This window comes from Amycolatopsis sp. NBC_00345, from assembly GCF_036116635.1.
Lineage (GTDB): Bacteria > Actinomycetota > Actinomycetes > Mycobacteriales > Pseudonocardiaceae > Amycolatopsis.
On sequence record NZ_CP107995.1, the window covers coordinates 5,100,120 to 5,119,222 of the forward strand.

The 19,103-nt window shown below is 72.6% G+C and carries 18 protein-coding genes and 1 riboswitch; of the genes, 8 read left to right on the top strand and 10 right to left on the bottom strand.

The features are described 5' to 3' along the window. Nucleotides 1-49 precede the first annotated feature (49 nt). Nucleotides 50-310, top strand: a complete 261-nt coding sequence (gene rpsT, locus OG943_RS22680) for a 30S ribosomal protein S20 (RefSeq protein ID WP_091619377.1) — start codon at nt 50-52, stop codon at nt 308-310. Between the two features lie 146 nt (nt 311-456). Here the strand turns inward: rpsT and holA are convergent, their stop codons facing one another. Further along, complete coding sequence (gene holA, locus OG943_RS22685; RefSeq protein WP_328611806.1) at nt 457-1,428, bottom strand: DNA polymerase III subunit delta; 972 nt, start codon at nt 1,426-1,428, stop codon at nt 457-459. 133 nt (nt 1,429-1,561) lie between these two features. Further along, a riboswitch (SAM riboswitch) is annotated at nt 1,562-1,695 on the top strand. A 12-nt stretch (nt 1,696-1,707) separates the two neighbouring features. Between holA and thrC the strand changes: the two genes are divergently transcribed. Then, on the top strand, nt 1,708-2,973 hold the full coding sequence (gene thrC, locus OG943_RS22690; protein WP_328611807.1) for a threonine synthase: 1,266 nt from the start codon (nt 1,708-1,710) through the stop codon (nt 2,971-2,973). 77 nt (nt 2,974-3,050) lie between these two features. Here thrC and OG943_RS22695 read toward each other — a convergent pair whose 3' ends face one another. Then, nucleotides 3,051-5,429, bottom strand: coding sequence for a ComEC/Rec2 family competence protein (locus tag OG943_RS22695; RefSeq protein WP_328611808.1), 2,379 nt, complete (start codon nt 5,427-5,429; stop codon nt 3,051-3,053). Then, nucleotides 5,426-6,193, bottom strand: coding sequence for a ComEA family DNA-binding protein (locus OG943_RS22700; protein ID WP_328611809.1), 768 nt, complete (start codon nt 6,191-6,193; stop codon nt 5,426-5,428). Before OG943_RS22700 ends, OG943_RS22695 begins: the two co-directional genes overlap by 4 nt. A 220-nt stretch (nt 6,194-6,413) precedes the next feature. Between OG943_RS22700 and OG943_RS22705 the strand changes: the two genes are divergently transcribed. After that, the gene (locus OG943_RS22705; RefSeq protein ID WP_328611810.1) at nt 6,414-6,800 is read left to right on the top strand and encodes a YybH family protein; all 387 of its coding nucleotides are present in this window, start codon (nt 6,414-6,416) and stop codon (nt 6,798-6,800) included. 24 nt (nt 6,801-6,824) lie between these two features. Here the strand turns inward: OG943_RS22705 and OG943_RS22710 are convergent, their stop codons facing one another. From OG943_RS22710 to nadD, 5 genes are read right to left on the bottom strand one after another with little or no spacing between them, the layout of a single operon-like run. Then, nucleotides 6,825-7,673: a DegV family protein gene (locus tag OG943_RS22710; RefSeq protein ID WP_328611811.1), complete on the bottom strand. Its 849-nt coding sequence runs from the start codon at nt 7,671-7,673 to the stop codon at nt 6,825-6,827. Nucleotides 7,674-7,677: 4 nt separating this feature from the next. Beyond that, complete coding sequence (octT, locus tag OG943_RS22715; RefSeq protein ID WP_328611812.1) at nt 7,678-8,400, bottom strand: diglucosylglycerate octanoyltransferase; 723 nt, start codon at nt 8,398-8,400, stop codon at nt 7,678-7,680. Nucleotides 8,401-8,403: 3 nt separating this feature from the next. Further along, nucleotides 8,404-9,018 (bottom strand): histidine phosphatase family protein, encoded by a 615-nt coding sequence (locus tag OG943_RS22720; RefSeq protein WP_328611813.1) that lies wholly within the window; start codon nt 9,016-9,018, stop codon nt 8,404-8,406. Further along, on the bottom strand, nt 9,015-9,425 hold the full coding sequence (rsfS, locus tag OG943_RS22725; protein ID WP_328611814.1) for a ribosome silencing factor: 411 nt from the start codon (nt 9,423-9,425) through the stop codon (nt 9,015-9,017). The genes OG943_RS22720 and rsfS overlap by 4 nt, the downstream gene beginning before the upstream one ends. Nucleotides 9,426-9,479: 54 nt before the next feature. Next, nucleotides 9,480-10,055 carry a nicotinate-nucleotide adenylyltransferase gene (nadD, locus tag OG943_RS22730; protein ID WP_442874804.1) on the bottom strand — a complete coding sequence of 192 codons (576 nt, stop codon included), beginning with the start codon at nt 10,053-10,055 and terminating at the stop codon, nt 9,480-9,482. A 347-nt stretch (nt 10,056-10,402) separates the two neighbouring features. Between nadD and OG943_RS22735 the strand changes: the two genes are divergently transcribed. The 3 genes from OG943_RS22735 to argS all read left to right on the top strand — a co-directional run bounded on the left by OG943_RS22735 (nt 10,403) and on the right by argS (nt 15,772). Next, nucleotides 10,403-12,511 carry a RecQ family ATP-dependent DNA helicase gene (locus tag OG943_RS22735; RefSeq protein ID WP_328611816.1) on the top strand — a complete coding sequence of 703 codons (2,109 nt, stop codon included), beginning with the start codon at nt 10,403-10,405 and terminating at the stop codon, nt 12,509-12,511. 176 nt (nt 12,512-12,687) lie between these two features. Continuing rightward, nucleotides 12,688-13,977: an MFS transporter gene (locus OG943_RS22740; RefSeq protein WP_328611817.1), complete on the top strand. Its 1,290-nt coding sequence runs from the start codon at nt 12,688-12,690 to the stop codon at nt 13,975-13,977. 67 nt (nt 13,978-14,044) lie between these two features. Then, nucleotides 14,045-15,772 (top strand): arginine--tRNA ligase, encoded by a 1,728-nt coding sequence (gene argS / locus OG943_RS22745; RefSeq protein ID WP_328611818.1) that lies wholly within the window; start codon nt 14,045-14,047, stop codon nt 15,770-15,772. 1 nt (nt 15,773) lies between these two features. Here the strand turns inward: argS and OG943_RS22750 are convergent, their stop codons facing one another. Further along, on the bottom strand, nt 15,774-17,036 hold the full coding sequence (locus tag OG943_RS22750; protein WP_328611819.1) for an FAD-dependent oxidoreductase: 1,263 nt from the start codon (nt 17,034-17,036) through the stop codon (nt 15,774-15,776). A gap of 92 nt (nt 17,037-17,128) precedes the next feature. Between OG943_RS22750 and OG943_RS22755 the strand changes: the two genes are divergently transcribed. Then, nucleotides 17,129-17,749, top strand: a complete 621-nt coding sequence (locus tag OG943_RS22755; protein ID WP_328611820.1) for a TetR/AcrR family transcriptional regulator — start codon at nt 17,129-17,131, stop codon at nt 17,747-17,749. Here the strand turns inward: OG943_RS22755 and OG943_RS22760 are convergent. Then, the gene (locus OG943_RS22760) at nt 17,739-18,317 is read right to left on the bottom strand and encodes a TetR/AcrR family transcriptional regulator (RefSeq protein ID WP_328611821.1); all 579 of its coding nucleotides are present in this window, start codon (nt 18,315-18,317) and stop codon (nt 17,739-17,741) included. The two genes, OG943_RS22755 and OG943_RS22760, sit on opposite strands and share 11 nt — an antisense overlap. A 58-nt stretch (nt 18,318-18,375) precedes the next feature. Here OG943_RS22760 and OG943_RS22765 point away from each other — a divergent pair, with 58 nt between their 5' ends. After that, a complete protein-coding gene (locus tag OG943_RS22765) occupies nt 18,376-19,092 on the top strand; it encodes an SDR family oxidoreductase (RefSeq protein WP_328611822.1) in 717 nt (238 codons plus the stop codon). Nucleotides 19,093-19,103: the final 11 nt, after the last annotated feature.

Here is a 19,103-nt window from a genome sequence, read left to right on the forward strand (position 1 = left end):
GACTTTCGACGCGGCAGCGAACTCACCGAGAGACACAAGGAGCGCCCCCGTGGCCAACATCAAGTCCCAGATCAAGCGCATCACCACCAACGAGAAGGCCCGCCAGCGCAACCTGGCGATCCGGTCCTCGGTGAAGACCGCGATCCGCAAGTTCCGCGACGCCGCCGACTCGGGCGACAAGGCCAAGGCCGTCGAGGCGCAGCGCGACGCCGCCAAGAAGCTGGACAAGGCCGTCACCAAGGGCGTCATCCACGCCAACCAGGCCGCGAACAAGAAGTCCGCGATCGCGAAGCGCGTGAACTCGCTCTGATTTTCGGTTCTTCCTTCGGAGGGGCCCGGTGACCAGTGGTCGCCGGGCCCCTTTCGCGTGTCCGGGGGTACTTCGTCCTGGGGTCGGAACCCGGGCGTCCGGGCCGCCTCGGAACGAGCAGGGTCAGTCTGGGCCCGTAGGCGGGGTCAGCGTTCGCCCTTGGCGGCGACGACCTCGGTGACCGCGCGTTCCAGCGCGTAATCCGCGTCGGCGGCGGCGCCCTTGACCTCGGCGTTCAGGCGGGCCACCACGCGCATCGCGGTGGCGAGGCCGTCCTGGCCCCAGCCGCGGGACTGGCCCTGCGCCTTGCGGATCTTCCACGGCGGCATGCCCAGCTCGCCCGCCATCTGGTTCGGGTTGCCACGGCCCGCCGCCGAGACGCGCGCGACGGTGCGGACCGCGTCCGCCAGCGCGTCGGCGACCAGGACGTGCGGGACACCCAGCTGCATCGCCCAGCGCAACGACTCCAGTGCCGCCCCGCGGTCGCCCGACACGGCCTTCTCCGCCACTGCGAAGCCGGTCACGTCGGCGCGGCCGGTGTGATAGCGGCGGACCGCCTGCTCGTCCACCACGCCCCCGGCGTCGGCGACCAGCTGCGTCGCCGCGGAGGACAGCTCGCGCAGGTCCGAGCCGACGGTGTCGAGCAGAGCCATCACGCCCGCGGCGTCGATCTTCCCGCCGGAGCGGCGCACTTCGTTGCGCACGAACGACTCGCGCTCGGCGGGCTTCGTCAGCTTCGGGCACTCGATGATCTCCGCGCCCGCCTTTTTCAACGCCGCGGGCAGCGCCTTCGCCGCCTTGCTCCGGCCCCCGCCGCTGTGCACGACGACCAGCACGATGCCGTCCGCCGGCGAAGCGATGTACGCCAGCACGGCGTCGGCCAGGTCCTGCGAAATGTCCTGCGCCGAGTCCAGGACGATCACCCGACCTTCGCTGAACAGCGAAGGACTCACCAGCTCGGCCAGCACCGGCGGTGTGAGTTCGGACACCCGGTTGCGCGTCAGATCGGCCGTCGGGTCGGCCGCCCTCGCGGCGTCCAGCGCGGCCCGGACGGCCCGTTCGATGAGCAGTTCTTCCTCGCCGATGACGAGCTGGAGCGGCGCGGGGGCGGTGGTCACCCGGCCATCCTCTCACCCGTCCGGCGGCAGGCCCGCCCCGGTGATGTGGGCGGGCACCGTGGCACGAGGCGATCACCATGTCGTACGGTGTAGCCGAGGCAGCGCCCGCGACGGCGCGCCGACAATCGAATACCGCTCATCCAGAGGGGCAGAGGGAACGGCCCGACGAAGCCCCGGCAACCGGCGTACAGCCTGTCATCCCGCGATCGCGGGATAGCTGACGACCACGGTGCCAATTCCGGCCCGCTTCGGCGGGGAAGATGAGGAAGGAACCTCGTGATGACCGTTACCCTCGGAACGACCTCCGCCAGCAAGACCGTGGACCTGGGTCCCGCCGTCGAGCTGGTGTCGAAGGAAGAGGGCCACCGGCAGCCGCTCGCCCCGGAGTTCGTGTCCGCCGAGGACTTCTCGCCGCTCGAGGTCGCCTACGACTTCGGCCGCGTGCGCCGCGAGGACATCGAAGCCGGGCCGAACAACATCTGGCGCTACAAGAAGCTCCTGCCCGTGCCCTCGAACGTCGAGGAGATCCCCAACACCGAGCCCGGCGGCACCCGCCTCGTGCGCGCCGACCGGCTCGCGAAGGCGCTGGGCCTCAAGAGCCTGTGGGTCAAGGACGATACCGGCAACCCGACACACTCGTTCAAGGACCGCGTGGTCGCCGTCGCGCTGGCGGCCGCCCGCGAGTTCGGCTTCGAGGTGCTGGCCTGTCCGTCCACCGGCAACCTGGCCAACGCGGTCGCCGCCGCGGCCGCGCGCGCCGGCTGGCAGTCGGTGGTGCTGGTCCCGAAGACGTTGGAGCGGGCCAAGATCCTCACCACCGCGGTGTACGACGGCGCGCTGATCGCGGTGGACGGCAACTACGACGACGTCAACCGCCTCGCCACCGAGCTGGCCGCCGAGCACGCTTCGTGGGCGTTCGTGAACGTCAACGTCCGCCCCTACTACTCCGAGGGCTCGAAGACGCTCGCCTTCGAGGTCGCCGAGCAGCTCGGCTGGCGCATCCCCGAGCAGATCGTGGTCCCGATCGCCTCCGGTTCGCAGCTGACCAAGGTGGACAAGGGATTCCGCGAGCTCGGCCAGCTCGGCCTGGTGGAAGCCAGCCCGTACAAGGTGTTCGGGGCCCAGGCCACCGGCTGCTCCCCCGTCTCGGCGGCGTTCCGCGCCGGCCACGACGTGGTCCAGCCGGTGAAGCCGGACACCATCGCCCGCTCGCTCGCGATCGGCAACCCGGCCGACGGCCCGTACGTGCTCGACGTGGTCAACCGCACCGGCGGCGCGATCGAGGACGTCAGCGACGAGGAGGTCGTGGAGGGCATCCGGCTGCTCGCGCGCACCGAGGGCATCTTCACCGAGACCGCGGGCGGCGTCACCGTCGCCACCGCGAAGAAGCTGGTGGAGACCGGCAAGCTCGACCCCGACGCCGAGACCGTGCTGCTCATCACCGGCGACGGCCTCAAGACGCTGGACGCCGTCGAGGGCCGCATCGGCCCGAAGGCGACCGTGCCGCCGTCCGCCGCAGCGGTCAGCAAGGCACTCGGCTTCTGAGCCCTTCCCCACGGCGGTGAAGGACTCCTTGCCTACCTTGAGAGTAGGCAAGGAGTCCTTCACTACAGGCGCACGACCTAGCGGGGTGGCCCACGGGCCTCGCCACGGCGGGCGATCGCCGGCCCGCCCGCACCGGGCAGCACCGCGGTGTCACCGTCCACGTCGGTCCGGGTCACCAGCGCGCCCAAGGTCTTCAGCACGTCCATAGTGGACTGGCTCGGGTGGCCGTAGCTGTTGCCCGCGCCCACACTCACCAGCGCCGCCCGCGGCGCTGCCGCCGAAAGGAAGCCCGGCACCGAGAACCTCGAGCCGTGGTGCGGCACCTTCAGCACGTCGGCCCGCAGGTCCGCGCCTTCCGCCAGCAAGTCGGCCTGCGCGGCCAGTTCCACGTCTCCCGGCAGCAGCACCCGGCCCGCGGGTGTCTCCGCCCGCAGCACGACCGAGCTGTTGTTGATCATCGTGCCGTCCTGCTCCGCGGGCGAGCGCGCCGTGACGTAGCGCGGGCCGAGCACGTCGAGCGCGAGCCCCGGCCAGGACAGCCGCTGCCCCTGGCTCAGTTCCAGCAACGGCACGCCCCGGCGCGCGGCCTCGCGTGAGACCTGCTGCCACGCCCAGCCCGGAGCGCGGCCGGGCCCGATCGCGATCGCCCCGACGGCCCGGCCCTCGAACACCGACGCCAGCCCGCCGGTGTGGTCGGCGTGCAGGTGCGACAGCACCACCAGCGGCACCCGGTCGACCCCGAGCCGCCGCAGGCATTCGTCGACCGGCCCCGGCTCGGGCCCGGTGTCGACGACCACCGCCCGCCCGGGCTCGGCGGTGGCCAGCACCAAGGCGTCGCCCTGCCCGACGTCGCACTCCACCATCGCCCAGCCCGGCGGCGGCCAGCCCGGCGCGAGCACCCGGGCCGGCACGACGGTCAGCAGCACCGCGACCAGCGCGACGGCGACCAGCAGCCGCACCCGCCGGAACCGCAGCGCGAAGACCACGACGGCCAGCAGCGCGGCCGCGCAGAGCCCGCCCCACCAGCCACCGGGCCAGGCGAGCACGGCCCCCGGCGCGCGGGCGCCGTGCCGGGCCACGGTGATCAGCCAGCGCGCCTCGGGATCGGCCAGGTGGACCAGCAGGCGCCCGGCGCCGGGCCACCACGGGCCGACGACGGTGGCCAGCACGCCGAGCACCGTCACCGGCGCCACGACCGGCGCGGCCAGCACGTTCGTGATCACCGAGACCAGGCTCACCGTGCCCGCCATGCCCGCGATCACGGGCGCCGTGACGACAAACGCCGCGAGCGGCACCGCGAGCCCCTCCGCGTACCCGGGCGGAATTCCCCGGCGTACCAAGGAATCCGCCCAGCGTGGCGCGAGCAGAACCAGCCCGGCCGTGGCCAGCGCCGAAAGCGCGAACCCGAAGTCCGTCGCCATCGCCGGGTCCCACGCCACGAGCAGGCACACCGCGAAGGCGAGCGCGGGCAGGGCGGACCCTCGCCGTCCGAGTGCCAGCGCGAGCAGCCCGACCCCGCCCATCAGCCCGGCCCGCAGCACACTCGGCGCCGGGCCGACGAGCACGAGGAAACCGAGCAGGCACGAGCCCGCCGCGACCGCCGACAGCCGCGGGCCGGCACGCAGCAGGCGGAACAGCAAGAGGACCGCGCCGCAGACCACGGCGACGTTTCCGCCGCTCACCGCCATCAAGTGGGTGAGCCCGGACTCCTTGAACTCGCGCTCGACCTGTTGCGGCAGCGCGGTCGTGTCGCCCAGCACCAGGCCTGGCAGCAGGCCGGCGGGCTCGTCCGGGAGCACCGTGCACAGCCGGTGCAGCCCGGACCGCAGCGCCGCGGCCGCGCGTTGCCACCACGGCGCTTCGCCGATGCCGGCCGGAGCGTCGCGCACGAACAGCACCGCCACCGTCAGGTCGCCGCCGCGCGCCGGGGCCAGCCGGCCGGACGCCGTCACTTCCTGGCCGGGCAACAACTCCGCCCACCCGGCGGCGGGGGCGAGCAGTTGCACCTGCCCGGTGGACGCGGCCGGCTGACCGTCCACTGTGGCCGATCGCACCCCGGTTTCGACGACCACGGACCGCGTTCCTGCCTGCTGGTCGGCGTATCCCGCGCTGTGGATCGGCCGCGGCCGCTCGGTGACCTCCACGCGCAGGACGGCGGCCCGCCCCTGCTGCGCCGCCGTCCCCAAGGCGTCCTGCTCGACGGCCCGGATCCGCAGCGCACCAGGGCCGGCCACGACCAGCCCGAGCAGCAAGAGCGCACCCGCAGCCCCCAGCCAGCGTGCCCGGCCACGCACCAGCAGCACCACCGACAGGACCACCGCCACCGAGCCGGCCACGAGCGCGGCCCACCAGCCCAGCCGCAGCCCGGCGAGCGTTCCGCCCCAGGCGGCCACCGCGGCCGGGACCAGGCGGAAGTCCTGGCTGCGCCACGCCGGGACGACGTCGGTCTCGGTCATCCGACGCTCACCTGCTCGCGCAGCTTGTCGAACTTGCTGGAGCCGATGCCGTCGACGTCGCGGAGCTGCTCGACGCTGGTGAAGCCACCGTGCTGGGTGCGCCAGTCGATGATGCGCTGGGCCGTGACTTCGCCGACGCCGGGCAGGGTGTCGAGCTGCTCGGGGGTGGCCGAGTTGAGGTCGACCTTCCCGGGTGGCGCGCCGGCCCCGGCCGGGGCCGACTGGCCGGTCACCGTCACGCCGACCGCCAGTTGCTCGCCGTCAGTGAGCTTGCGGGCCAGGTTGAGGCCGGTCAGGTCGGTGCCCGGAGCCGCGCCGCCCGCCGCGCGCAGGGCGTCGTCGACCCGCGAGCCGGACGGGACCGTGATGAGCCCGGGCGTGCGCACCTGGCCGACCACGCTGATCACGAGCTTCCCGGAGCTGGGCGCCGCGGCCGAAACCTGCGCGCGGGCGCTCGGCAGCGGCGGCGGTGCCTCCGCCGCCGGCGCCCTGCCCCCGAAGATCGCGACCCCGGCCAGTATCACCGTCACGACGGCGGCGAACACCGCCGCGACGAGGACCCAGCGGCGGCCGAGCGGGCCGGGCGGGCCGGGCAGGACCCGCGAGCCGGGCCGGCCGGGGAGGGAGGTCCCGGCCGGCAGCCAGCGTCGCACGAGCCGGCCACCGGGCCCGACCGTCGTCGGGCCCGCGGCCAGCTGGTCGGCCAGCCAGGCGAGCCTGGCGTTGACGGGGGAGCCCGGGTCCCGGGCGGTCTGCTCGAACACACGATCGACGCTAGGGCGGGGGTGGTGGGTGCGCGAGGTCGGGTCGGCGGGTCTGTGGACAACCGGTCTCTTGGGGACAACTGGCCCCGGGGTGGGCGTCCGGCCGCCGTTTTCGTCGGTGTGGGGTGGGAGACTGGCCGGTCAGGACCCGTCCGCCCGCGACGGGTTTCCGCACCGACGCGGATTCCGGCCGGTGCCGGGCCGGCGGAAGGACCACGTCATGACCACCGACGAACAGCGGATCCGCACTCTCGTCGAGAGCTGGGCCGAAGCCGTCCACGCGGGCGACCTCCCCGGCGTCCTCCGGGACCACGCCGGCGACCTCGTGATGTTCGACGTCCCGCCGCCGCAGGAAGGCGTTCGCGGGATCGACGCCTACTCCGCGACCTGGCCGCCGTTCTTCGAGTGGCAGCGGGGAGCGTCGTTCGAAATCCTGGAGCTCGAGGTCACGGCGGGCAACGATGTGGCGTTCGCCTGGGCGCTCCTGCGCTGCGGCACCCCGCAGGACCCGCCCGGCGACCGGCTGCGGCTGACGCTCGGGCTGCGCAAGGAAGAGGGCCGCTGGCTGGTGACGCACGAGCACCACTCGTTCCCGCACACCGACTGAGAACCGTCCCAAAAGCAAGCGCGGCTAAGGCGCCCGCTGCACCACCACGCCGAGCACTCCCGGCCCGGTGTGCGCGCCGATCACCGCGCCGAGCTCCGAGACGACGCAGCCGCCCGAGCAGCCCGGGATCTTCTCCTCCAGGCGGTTCGCCAGCTCGACGGCGCGTTCCGGCGAAGCGAGGTGGTGCACGGCCAGTTCGACCGGCCCGTCGCCCGCGGCCTGGACGGCCAGCTCCACCAGGCGGCCCATCGCCCGGTTCATCGTGCGCACCTTCTCCAGCGGCAGGATGCGGCCGCCGGCCATGTGCAGCACCGGTTTCACCGCCAGCGCAGTGCCCAGCAGCGCCGCCGCCGGCCCGATCCGGCCGCCGCGGCGCAGGTGTTCGAGGGTTTCGACGACGAACAACGTCGACGAGCGCTGGGCCGCCTCGACCGCCGCCGCTTCGACCTCGGCCGGGGAGCCACCGCCGGCGGCCACGACAGCGGCGTGCAGGGCGGCGAAGCCCAGGCCCATCGCCGTGGTCCGCGAGTCGACCACGCGCACGCGGTCCTGGCCGACCTCCTGCGCCGCCAGCACCGCAGCCTCCCACGTGCCCGACAGCTCACGCGAGAGGTGCACGGACACCACGGAGCCGGCGCCCGCGGCCAGCGCCGCCCGGAACTCGGTGACGAACTCGGCGGGCGTCGGCCTCGACGTGGTGACGATCTTGCGCTCCCCCAGCGCCTCCGCGAGCGCCGCGGAGCTCATTTCCTTGCCATCGAGGGAAACCACGCCGTCGACGAGGACGTGCAGGGGCACCACCCGCACCGCGTGCCGCTCGGCGAAGCCCTCGGGCAGGTGGGCGGTGGAGTCCGTGACCACGGCGACCGACACGCCGTCAGCCTACGTCGCTCAGCGCCGGTGCCATCAGCTTCGCCATCGCTGCGCCGACCGCCGCGTGACCGGCCCAGCCCCAGTGCATGCCGTCCGGGTTTCCCGCGCCGCTCAACACGTGCTCGCCGACGACACCGGCCAGATCGAGCAGTGGGACGTCGGCGCGCGCGGCCCATGAAGCCATCGCCGCGGCCGCGCCCGGGCGCGCGGTGTGTACGCCGCCGTACGCGGCAGCGCGGTGTACTGACGGCAGCATCCCGAAGACCGGCAGCTCCGGCCGCAGCGCACGCAACGCGGCCACAGCCTGGTCGAGATAGTCCACCGTCAGCTTCGCGGGCAGGACCGCCGGACGACCGCGCAGCGCGACCGAAAGTTTCGGCTGCGCGGCGAGATAGGCGCCTCGGACGACCCGGCGCACGCCGTCCGGCCGCAGGTAGCGCAGCCCCGTGCGCAGGTAGGTCGGCAGCGGCGACGGCAGGGTGTCCATGCTCCCGATCGCGAGCACGACGGCGTCGACGTGGTGCAGGTCGGCCCACACGCGCGGGTCTCCGGTCAGCGACCACCACACGTCGCGGGCGGTCCAGCCGATGCCCGCGACGAGGTCCGCGCGCCCGCCCAGATCGGCGGCGGCGACGTTCGGCCACAGGCGCGGTTCGTCCGCGGGACAAGGCCCCTCGGGACCGTGGAAGCTCAGCGAGTCGCCGAAGACGAGCAGGTGTGGCGCCATCGATCAGCCGGTGATGCCCGCGTTGTACGCGTGCAGCCGCCACTTCCCGTCGCGGCGGCCGAGCTCCACCCAATGGCAGTTCATGATCCCGCCCAGCGACGGCCAGATCTCGACCGGCAGGCCGAGCAGCTTCGCCGTGAGCGCGACGATCAGCCCGCCGTGCGAGGCGAGCAGCACGGCGTCGCCGACGTCGGAGTTGGGCTGCAGCAGGTCGTTGACGACCTCGCCCGCGCGCCCGGCGACGTCCACTCGCGACTCCCCGCCGGGCGGCGCCCAGGAAGCGTCGGTGCGCCAGCGGTCGCGCTCACCGGGGTAGGCGGCGTCGACCTCGGCGCCGGTCATGCCCTGCCACTCGCCCAGGTGCGTCTCGCGCAGGCGCTTGTCGATGCGCAGCGGGACGCCGACGGCCTCGGTCAGCACGGTGGCGGTGTCGGTGGCGCGGCGGAGGTCCGACGCGATCACCAGGTCCGGGGAGAACCGCGCGAGCGCGGGGACGGCGAACCGCGCCTGGTTCCAGCCGACCGGGGTCAGCGCGGAGTCCAGGTGCCCCTGCATGCGGCCGGCGGCGTTGTAGTCGGTCTCGCCGTGGCGCCAGAGGAGCAGCCGTCGCGGGCTCACGCGTCCAGGCCGTCCGCGTCGTCGTCGGCCTCGTCGGCCGGGGGCTGGTCGAGCCCCTCGACCTCGATGCGCGGGCAGTCCTTCCACAGCCGCTCCAGGCCGTAGAACGAGCGCTCTTCCTGGTGCTGGACGTGCACGACCACGTCGACGTAGTCGAGCAGGACCCAGCGGCCCTCGCGGGCGCCTTCACGGCGGACCGGCTTGTGCCCGCCGATCCGCAGCTGCTCCTCGACGTTGTCGACGATCGCGCCGACCTGGCGTTCGTTGGCCGCGGACGCGATCACGAAGGCGTCGGTGATCACGAGCTGGTCGGACACGTCCAGCACGACGACGTCGCTGGCCTTCTTGTCGGCCGCCGCGCGTGCGGCCGCCACGGCCAGCTCTCGTGCCTGGGACGTCGCTGCCACGGTGCTCCTTCAGGGTTCGGGGTTCGCCCGACGAGGGTACCCGTGCCCCTCAGGTCACTCACCCTGGTCCTTGCGGTAGAGGTCCTTCTTGGCGATGTAACGCACCACGCCGTCGGGCACGAGGTACCAGACGGGCTCGCCGTTCTCCACCCGTTCGCGGCACGCGGTGGACGAGATCGCCATGGCCGTCACCTCGACGAGGCTGACCTTCCCGCTGGGCAGATGGCGGGAGTTGAGCCGGTAGCCGGGCCGTGTGACGCCGATGAAGTGCGCGAAGTCGAACAGCTCGTCGGCCTTGTGCCAGGTCAGGATCTGCTCCAGCGCGTCGGCGCCGGTGATGAAGAAGAGCTGGTCGTCCGGGTACTCCTCGTGCAGGTCCCGGAGCGTGTCCACGGTGTAGGTCCGGCCGCTGCGGTCGATGTCGACGCGGCTGACGGAGAACACCGGGTTGGACGCGGTGGCGATCACCGTCATCAGGTACCGGTCCTCGGCGCGGGTGATGCGGCGCGCGGTCTTCTGCCAGGGCTGACCGGTCGGCACGAAGATGACCTCGTCCAGCGCGAAGCGCGACTGGACCTCACTGGCCGCGACGAGGTGGCCGTGGTGCACAGGGTCGAACGTGCCGCCCATGACCCCGATGCGGCGTGGTGACATAGCGCGTGAGCCTATACGCGCGGGCGCGCGGGGGCCTGCCGCTCGGCTGCGATGTCCGTAACGCGATGCACGGCCCGGCCTCCCCGCTCCCCGGAGAAAGCCGGCCGCGCACCGCACCCGGCGGTCAAGGGGGTCCATCGCCGGGCAACCCGTCGCCTCCCCCGAGAGGGACCGGTCGCCCGGGAGAGTCACGAACCCGGGCGGCCTTACGCGGGTCTTGATGGTGATTGAAGTCACAATACGGTGAGTTCCCGGGTGTGAACGGTCCGTTCACGACACCGTCGGTTCCCGGTCTGTCGGGGTGATGGGGTAGACCGGGGGGCGTGGACACCACCGAAGCCCTGCGCGAACGCGCCGAGACCCTGCTCCGTGCGCTCGCCGGCGACAACGCGACCCTGCGCGAGGACCAGTGGACGGCGATCGAGGCACTGGTCGCGCACCACCGGCGCGCGCTCGTCGTGCAGCGCACCGGCTGGGGCAAGTCGGCCGTGTACTTCCTGGCCACGGCCCTGCTGCGGGAGGAGGGCGCGGGCCCGACCGTGATCGTGTCGCCGCTGCTCGCGCTGATGCGCAACCAGATCTCGGCCGCCGCGCGGGCCGGGATCCAGGCGGCGACGATCAACTCCGCGAACGCGCAGGAGTGGGACCAGGTGCAGGCCGCCGTCGTCGCGGGCGAGATCGACGTGCTGCTGGTCAGCCCCGAGCGGCTGAACAACCCGGACTTCCGCGACACCGTGCTGCCCAAGCTCACCGCGAGCGCCGGCCTGCTGGTGGTCGACGAGGCGCACTGCATCTCCGACTGGGGCCACGACTTCCGGCCGGACTACCGGCGGCTGCGCACGCTGCTGGGCGACCTGCCCGACGGCGTGCCGGTCCTGGCCACCACCGCGACAGCGAACGACCGGGTCGCCACCGACGTCGCCGACCAGCTGGGCATCGGCAACGGCGGCGACACGCTGGTGCTGCGCGGCCCGCTCGACCGGGAGAGCCTGCGGCTGGCGGTGGCGGAGCTGCCCACCGACCAGGCGCGCCTGGCGTGGCTCGCCGAGCACCTGGCGGAGCTGCCCGGGTCCGGGATCATCTACACGCTCACCGTCGCGGCGGCCCACGACGTGGCGGCGCTGCTGGGCGAGCGCGGCTACCCGGTCGCGGCGTACACCGGCAAGACCGACCCGGCCGACCGGCAGGCGGCGGAGGACGACCTGCTGGGAAACCGCGTCAAGGCGCTCGTCGCGACCTCGGCGCTGGGTATGGGGTTCGACAAGCCGGACCTGGGATTCGTGGTGCATCTGGGCGCGCCGTCGTCGCCGATCGCCTACTACCAGCAGGTCGGTCGGGCCGGGCGCGGGGTCGAGCGGGCGGAGGTCGTGCTGCTGCCCGGACGCGAGGACCGGGCGATCTGGGCGTACTTCGGGTCGCTCGCGTTCCCGGACGAGCTGCGCGTGTCGCAGGTCCTGGAGTCGCTGGCGTACGCCGACCGTCCACTTTCGACAGCCGCGCTGGAGCCGACGGTCGAGCTGTCCCGCTCGCGGCTCGAAATGGTGCTGAAGGTGCTGGACGTCGACGGCGCCGTGCGGCGCGTGCGCGGCGGCTGGGAGAGCACCGGGCAGCCGTGGGAGTACGACCGTGAGCGGTACGCGCGAGTGAGTTCCGCGCGTACCGCCGAGCAGGACGCGATGCTCGGCTACATCGCGACCGCGGGCTGCCGGATGGAGTACCTGCGCCACCAGCTCGACGACCCGGACGCCGCGCCGTGCGGCCGGTGCGACAACTGCACGGGACAGCACTGGGACACGGCGGTGTCGGAGGAGGTCGCGGGCGCGACGCGCGAACGGCTGGACCGGCCGGGCGTCGCGGTGGCTCCGCGCAAGCAGTGGCCGAGCGGGATGAGCGGCCTCGACGTGCCGCTGTCGGGCCGCATCGCGGCGGGCGACCAGGCCGAGCCGGGCCAGGTGCTGGGCCGGCTGACCGACGTCGGCTGGGGCTCCCGGCTGCGTGAGCTGCTGGGCTCGGGGGCGGCCGACGTCGAGGTGCCCGAGAACGTGTTCCAGGCGTGCGTGAAGGTGCTCGCGGGATGGCAGTGGGCGGAGCGCCCGGTGGCGGTGATCGAGGTGCCGTCGGTGACGCGGCCGCAGCTGACGCACAGCCTGGCCACGAAGCTGTCGGAGATCGGGCGGCTGGAATTCCTGGGCTCGCTGGAATCGGCCGGCCCGCCGCCCCGGCAGGCGAACAGCGCCCAGCGGCTCGCGGATCTCTGGCGCCGCCTCAGCCTGCCCGGCGACGTCGCCGCCCGCGTGGCCGCGACCACGGGCCCGATCCTGCTCGTCGACGACGTCATCGACACCGGGTGGACCATGACCCTGGCCACCCGCCTGCTGCGCCAGGCCGGGGCGAAGGGAGTGCTGCCGTTCGCGTTGGCCAGCACCGCCTGAGGCGCTGGGGCCGGCGGAACCCGGCGAGCGGTCCACATCGTGGGCCACGGCGCCGGGACCAGGCCGGACAGTCGCGCGCCCGCGGCACCCGCGGCCGGAAAGTCCCGTCCGGATCTACCGATTCCGGAATGTTTCTGGCAAAGTGCCGTTCCACTCTCGTGGAGGTGGAGGTCGCCATGGCCGGACCGACGACGGATGTGCAGGCGCGGCACCGGCTTCCGGTGCGCAAGCTCTTCGCCGCCAGCGCGGGCAACGCCCTCGAGTGGTTCGACTGGACTGTCTACGCGACGTTCAGCATCTACTTCGCGGGCGCGTTCTTCCCGTCGGGCAACGAAACCCTCGCCCTGATCAACACCTTCGGCACGTACGCGCTGGCGTTCTTCTTCCGGCCGCTCGGCGGGGTGCTGCTGGGCCGGTTCGCCGACGTGCACGGCCGCAAGCCCGCGATGATCCTCACCATCGTGCTGATGGCGGGCGGCTCGGTGGCGATCGGCGTGCTGCCGACGTTCGAGCAGGTCGGCTGGCTCGCGCCGAGCCTGCTGCTGCTCGCCCGGGTGGCACAAGGGCTTTCGCTCGGCGGCGAGGTGTCGAACGCGTCGGCGTACCTCGGGGAGATCGCGCCGCCGAAGCGCCGCGGGCGTTACTCGTCGTTCTTCTACATCTCCACCGGCTCGGCCGTGCTGGTCGCGACCGTGCTCGGTTTCGTGCTGGCGCGCACGATGGACAAGGCGCAGCTGACCTCGTACGGCTGGCGGATCCCGTTCCTGCTCGGCGGGGTGCTCGGGGTGATCGGCCTGTGGCTGCGCCGCAGTCTCGCCGAGACCGAGCTGTTCGAGAAGAACAAGGGCGCGGCGAAGCGCGTCGAACGGCCGTTGCGGACCACCTTGACCCACCACCCGAAGGCCGTCGGGCAGCTCGTCGGCTTCACGATGCTCTCGACGCTTTGCTACTACACGTTTTTCAGCGCGCTCACGTCTTTCGCGGTGAAGACCCGCGGAGTCAGCGACGTCGACGCGTTCCTCGCGCTGTCCATCGCCACGGCGCTGTTCGTCGCGCTGCAGTACCCGATGGGCGCGCTCGCCGACCGCGCCGGACGCAGGCCGCAGCTGCTGGTCTGGGCCGGGGTGACGGCGCTGGTGATCGTCCCGCTGTCCTACCTCGTGCGGCCGGGGCTCGGCGGGGTGCTCGTGATGTTCTGCGTCGGGCTCGCGCTCTACACGGCGATGACGTCGCTGGCGCCGGCGATCATGAGCGAGCTCTTCCCCACCGAACTGCGCGGGCTGGGCATCGGCGCCTGGTACAACCTCACCGTCGCCATCTTCGGCGGCACCGCGCCGCTCGTGCTGAGCGCGCTCTCCGCGGCCGGCGCGTCGGTGGCGTTCTTCTGGTACGTCGCGGTCGCCGCCCTCATCGCGTTCTTCGTGATCCTGCGGATGCCCGAGACGAAGGGCAGTGAGCTGCGGTAATCCCCTCGGTCCCGCGCGGGACGGATCGCTAGGCTTCAGCGACCCGACAACGCGAAGGAGGGACACCATGCAGGCGACTGAGGTGAGCGAGGAACTGGCACGACGCGTGGTGGACGCCGTCGGCCGCGCCCTGGACGTCGAGATCGCCCCGGCGGACGCGCTGATCGTCGTCTCCACCCGCGAGGGCGTCGACTACCAGTGCAACCTCGCGATGAGCCTGGGCAAGCGGCTCGGCCGGCTGCCACGCGAGATCGCGGCCCTGATCGTGGCGCACCTGGAGCTCGGTGGCGTCGCGGAGACGCCGGAGGTCGCGGGCCCCGGCTTCCTGAACTTCGTGCTGCGCCGGGAATGGCTGGAGCAGCGCATGACCGCGCTGGGCGGCGACGACCGGCTCGGGGTCGCGCCGACGGCCGCGCCGCGCCGGATCGCCCTCGACTACAGCAGCCCGAACGTCGCCAAGGAGATGCACGTCGGGCACCTGCGCCCGACGGTGATCGGCGACGCGATCGCGCGGCTGCTGCGGTTCGCGGGCCACGAAGTGCTGCCGCACAACCATCTCGGCGACTGGGGCACGCCGTTCGGCATGCTCATCGAGCACCTGCTGGACGAGCCGCCCGCGGGTCCCAGCGGCATCGGCGACCTCAACGCGTTCTACCAGGCCGCGCGCCGGAAGTTCGACGCCGACGAGGCTTTCGCGACGCGCTCCCGCGAGCGCGTGGTCAAGCTGCAGGGCGGCGACGCCGAGACGCTCGCCGTGTGGCAGGAGCTGGTCGACGAATCGACACGGCACTTCAACGAGGTCTACCGGCAGCTCGGCATCACGCTCACCGACGCCGACATCTACGGCGAGAGCTTCTACAACCCGTACCTCGCCAAGGTCGTCGACGAGCTGGAGGCCGACGGCCTCACCGAGATCAGCGACGGCGCCGTATGCGTGTTCCCCCAAGGCTTCCACAACCGCGAAGGCGACCGGCTGCCGCTGATCGTCCGCAAGCGCGACGGCGGCTACGGCTACGCGGCGACGGACCTGGCGACCGCGAAGTACTGGACGGCCGAGCGCGGCGCGACCGACCTGCTGTACGTCGTCGGAAGCCCACAGGCGCAGCACTTCGCCATGCTGTTCGCCGTCTGCCGCGCGGCGGGCTGGCTCGACGGCGTGCACGCCGAGCACATCGGTTTCGGCTCCGTGCTCGGCGCGGACGGCAAGGTGATGCGCACGCGCGGCGGCGAGACGACCAAGCTCGCCGACCTGCTCGAAGAGGCCGTGACCCAGGCCGCGGCCGTGGTCGCCGAGCGCAGCGAGCTGAGCGCGGACGAGCAGCGAGAGGTGGCGCGGGCCGTCGGCATCGGCGCGGTGAAGTACGCGGACCTCTCCGGCGACCGCGAGCGCGACTACGTGTTCGCGTGGGACCGGATGCTGGCCAAGGACGGCAACACCTCGGTCTACCTGCAGTACGCGCACGCGCGGATCGAGTCGATCCTCGCCAAGGCGGGTGAGCAGCCGGCGGAAGCGCCCGTGCTTCTGGGTGAGCCGGCCGAACGCGCGCTGGCCCTCACGCTGCTTCGCTTCGGCGAGGCCTTGCGCGCCGCCACCTCGGGGTACGCGCCGCACAAGCTGTGCACCTACCTGTACGAGACGGCGGTGACCTTCTCACGCTTCTACGAACAGTGCCCGGTCCTCGCCGCCGCGACGCCGGAGCTGCGTGCGTCGCGGGTCCAGCTCGCCACGCTCACCTCGCGGACGCTGGTGCTCGGCCTGAGCTTGCTCGGCATCGAGACACCGCGCCGGCTCTGATTCACGACTTGCCGTGCTCGGCGAACGCGCGGCGCTTCAGCGCGGGCACCGAGCCGACGACCGCGAACATGCTTCGGGTCATCGCGCGGGCGAGGCGGTTCTCGGTGACGAACTGATCGGCGCTGCGGACGGAGGCGCGCACCGCCTGGAAGCCGTACTCGCGCATCCGGTGCTCGTAATCGGCGACCGCCGCACGGACGTCACCAGCGCCGATCAGGTTGCGGCACAACAACTGCGCGTCCCGCAACGCTGTATTGGCGCCGATCCCGCGGAACGGCGTCATGCTGTGCACGGCGTCGCCCAGCAGGGTCACCGGGCCGGTCTCCCATGACTCGACGGGCACGGAGGTCTTGATCGGGAGACGGCTCACGGTGCCCTCGGGCGACAGCTCCACCAGCCGGGACAGGCCCGGGTGCCAGCCCCGGATCTGGTCCAGCACCATCGAACGCAGCCCGGAACCGTCCAGTTCGGACAGTCCAGTGGGGAGCCGCCGGGCCGAAGCGCCGTAGGCCCACGTCACGTAGCTGCCGGTGTTGTCGAACAGCACCGGGTCGACGTCCGCGGTCTCGTCGTTCACCTCGGCGCCGGCGAATTCGTGCGGCGCGGTGAACATGCCGCGACCCCGTGGCGGGAGCACGAAGTTCGGCCCCGCCGACAGCCGGGCGGGCACGAGGCCGCGCGTCTCGGCGGTCAGCGGGTACTTGCCGACGACCGCGGTGATGCCGGTGTCCACCCGCTCAGCGTGCGGCAGCAGCTGCGCGCGCACCCGTGAACTCGCGCCGTCGGCCCCCACGACCAGGTCCGCCTCGGCCGTGGTGCCGTCCGCGAAGTAACACGTGACGCCGTTGCGCCCGGTTTCGTAGCGGACGAACTCCTTGTCGTGCCAGAGGATCCCGTCGAGCCCAGTGGAGAGCACCTGGTGCAGCGAGATCCGGCTGACGGAGTGGTGCGCGGCGGCCGGGTCCGCCCCCTTCTCCTCGTCGATCACGGCCAGCTCGCGCAGCTGCTCGGTGACAAACGCGAAATCACCCGTCCCCTTCCCGCGCGTGGCCAGGAACCGCTCCCACGCCGGCGCCGGCAGGCATTCGTGCAGCGCGGCCGAGCCGTGCGGGTTGATGTGCACGCGGTAGCCCTGCAGCCGCTCCGTGCGCGTGCGGCTGCGCTCGTACACCGCGACCTCCACGCCGGCCGCCGCCAGCCCGTGCGCCAGGCACAGCCCGCCGGTGCCCCCGCCGATCACGGCCACCCTCAGGTTCTCGCTCATGGTCACTCCCCTTCGTCGTGGCGTCCATAATTATCCAGACGGATGATTAAGTCAACCGCAAAGATGATTGAGTCATCGACTAGGCTGAGCCCGTGCCCGAGAACAGCCCCCGCCGCTCCCCCCGCCCCGGCGAGCGGCAGCGCGACCGCGAACGCACGCGGGCGCGGATCCTCGAAGCGGCGAAGACGGAATTCGGCAGCAAGGGTTACGCCGCGGCGCGCGTGGGCGAGATCGCCGACCGCGCGGGCGTCAACAAACAGCTGATCTCGTACTACTTCGGTGGCAAGGAAGGCCTGTACAACGAGCTGAACAGCCCGGTCTTCCAAGGGTTTTCGGCGCTCGCGGCGACGGACCGGCCGCTCGCTGAGGTCGCGGCCGACTTCGTGCGCACCGGCCTCGCCGACACCGACCTCGGCCGGCTCTTCCTGTGGGAGAACCTCACCGACGGCGCGCCGGACGCGGTCGGCGTGGACGCGCAGCGCGAGTTCCTGCGCGGCCAGGTCGACTACGTGCGCGCCCGGCAGGAGGCGGGCGACTTCCCCGAGGACGTCGACCCCGCGGCGCTGATGCTGATGCTGATGGCGGCGGCGAGCGCGTCGCTGGCGTTCCCCCGGGTCGCCCGCGCGATCACCGGCCAGGACCCCGCGTCACCCGAGTTCGCCGAGGACTACGCGGAGCAGCTCGCCCGCGTGGTGCGGCACCTCAAGCCTTAGCGAGCAGCGCCACCAGCTCGTCGGCCAGCTCCGGGCCCAGCGGCTCGTGCGTCGCCAGCAGCCGGTACCAGAGCGTGCCGAAGACGACGTCGAGCACCGTGCCCCGCGCGACGCCGTCCGGCAGCTCGTCCCGCTCGACCGCCCTGGCGACGATGCGGTCCAGCACTTCGCGGCGGCGTGACAGGAAGTCCTCACGGAAGCGGTCGCCGAACACCGGGTCGAACTGGGCCTGCGCCATCAGCGCGCGCAGCGTGTCCGCCACCGGCTGCTTCTGGCCGAGCGCGAACGTGCTCACCAGGAACTCGCGCAGGTCTTCGACGAACGAGCCGCGGTCGGGCACCGGCACGATCAGGTCCGCCTTCGCCGCCAACGCCTCCATCAGCACGTCGGCTTTCGACGGCCACCACCGGTAGACGGTCTGCTTGCCCGCGCCCGAACGGGCGGCGATGCCTTCGATCGTCAGGCCGGCGTACCCGACCTCGACGATCAGCTCCAGGGTGGCGACGAGGATCGCGTCGCGGCTCTGGGCGCTGCGCTTGCGGCCGGGGCGAGAGGGCTGGTCGGTCATGGGAAACGATGGTAGCTTAATTCGAGACGAGACGTCACGGTTCGAAATAGGAGAACACATGAGCAAGCGCACGGCCCTCGTCGCTGGGGGCACCTCGGGCATCGGGCTGGCGACCGCGCGGAAGCTGCGCGAGCGGGGGTTCGACGTCCACATCACCGGGCGCGGCAAGGAAAAGCTCGACGACATCGCGGTCACCGACCCCGGCCTCACCGGCCACCAGGCCGACGGCGGGGACGCCGCCGCGATGGCGGCAGTGGCCGAATCCCTCGGTCAGCTCGACGTGCTGGTGATCAGCCTCAGCGGCGCCGAGGGCGCGGGCCCGATCGCCGAACTGGACCTGGACGTGCTGCGCCGGGCCTTCGACGCGAAGTTCTGGGCCCACCTCACCACGATCCAGGCGGTGCTGCCGCGGCTCGCGCCGACCGGCTCGATCACGCTGCTCACCGCCATCAGCGCACGCACCGGAATGCCCGGGACCACGGGGCTCGCGGCGATCAACGGCGCGCTGGAGGCCACGGTCAAGCCGCTGGCCGCGGAGCTGGCCCCGATCCGTGTCAACGCCGTCTCACCAGGCGTCGTCGACACGGCGTGGTGGAGCAACATGCCCGCGGAGCAGCGTGAGCCGTACTTCGCGCAGCTCGCCGCGGCGCTGCCCACCAGGCAGGTCGCGACAGCCGAGGACGTGGCCGAAGGCGTGGTGTTCATGGCCACCAACGCGAACGTCACCGGCACCGTGCTGGAGTCGGACGGCGGCGCGCGGCTGATCAGCCTCTGACCGGACGCACT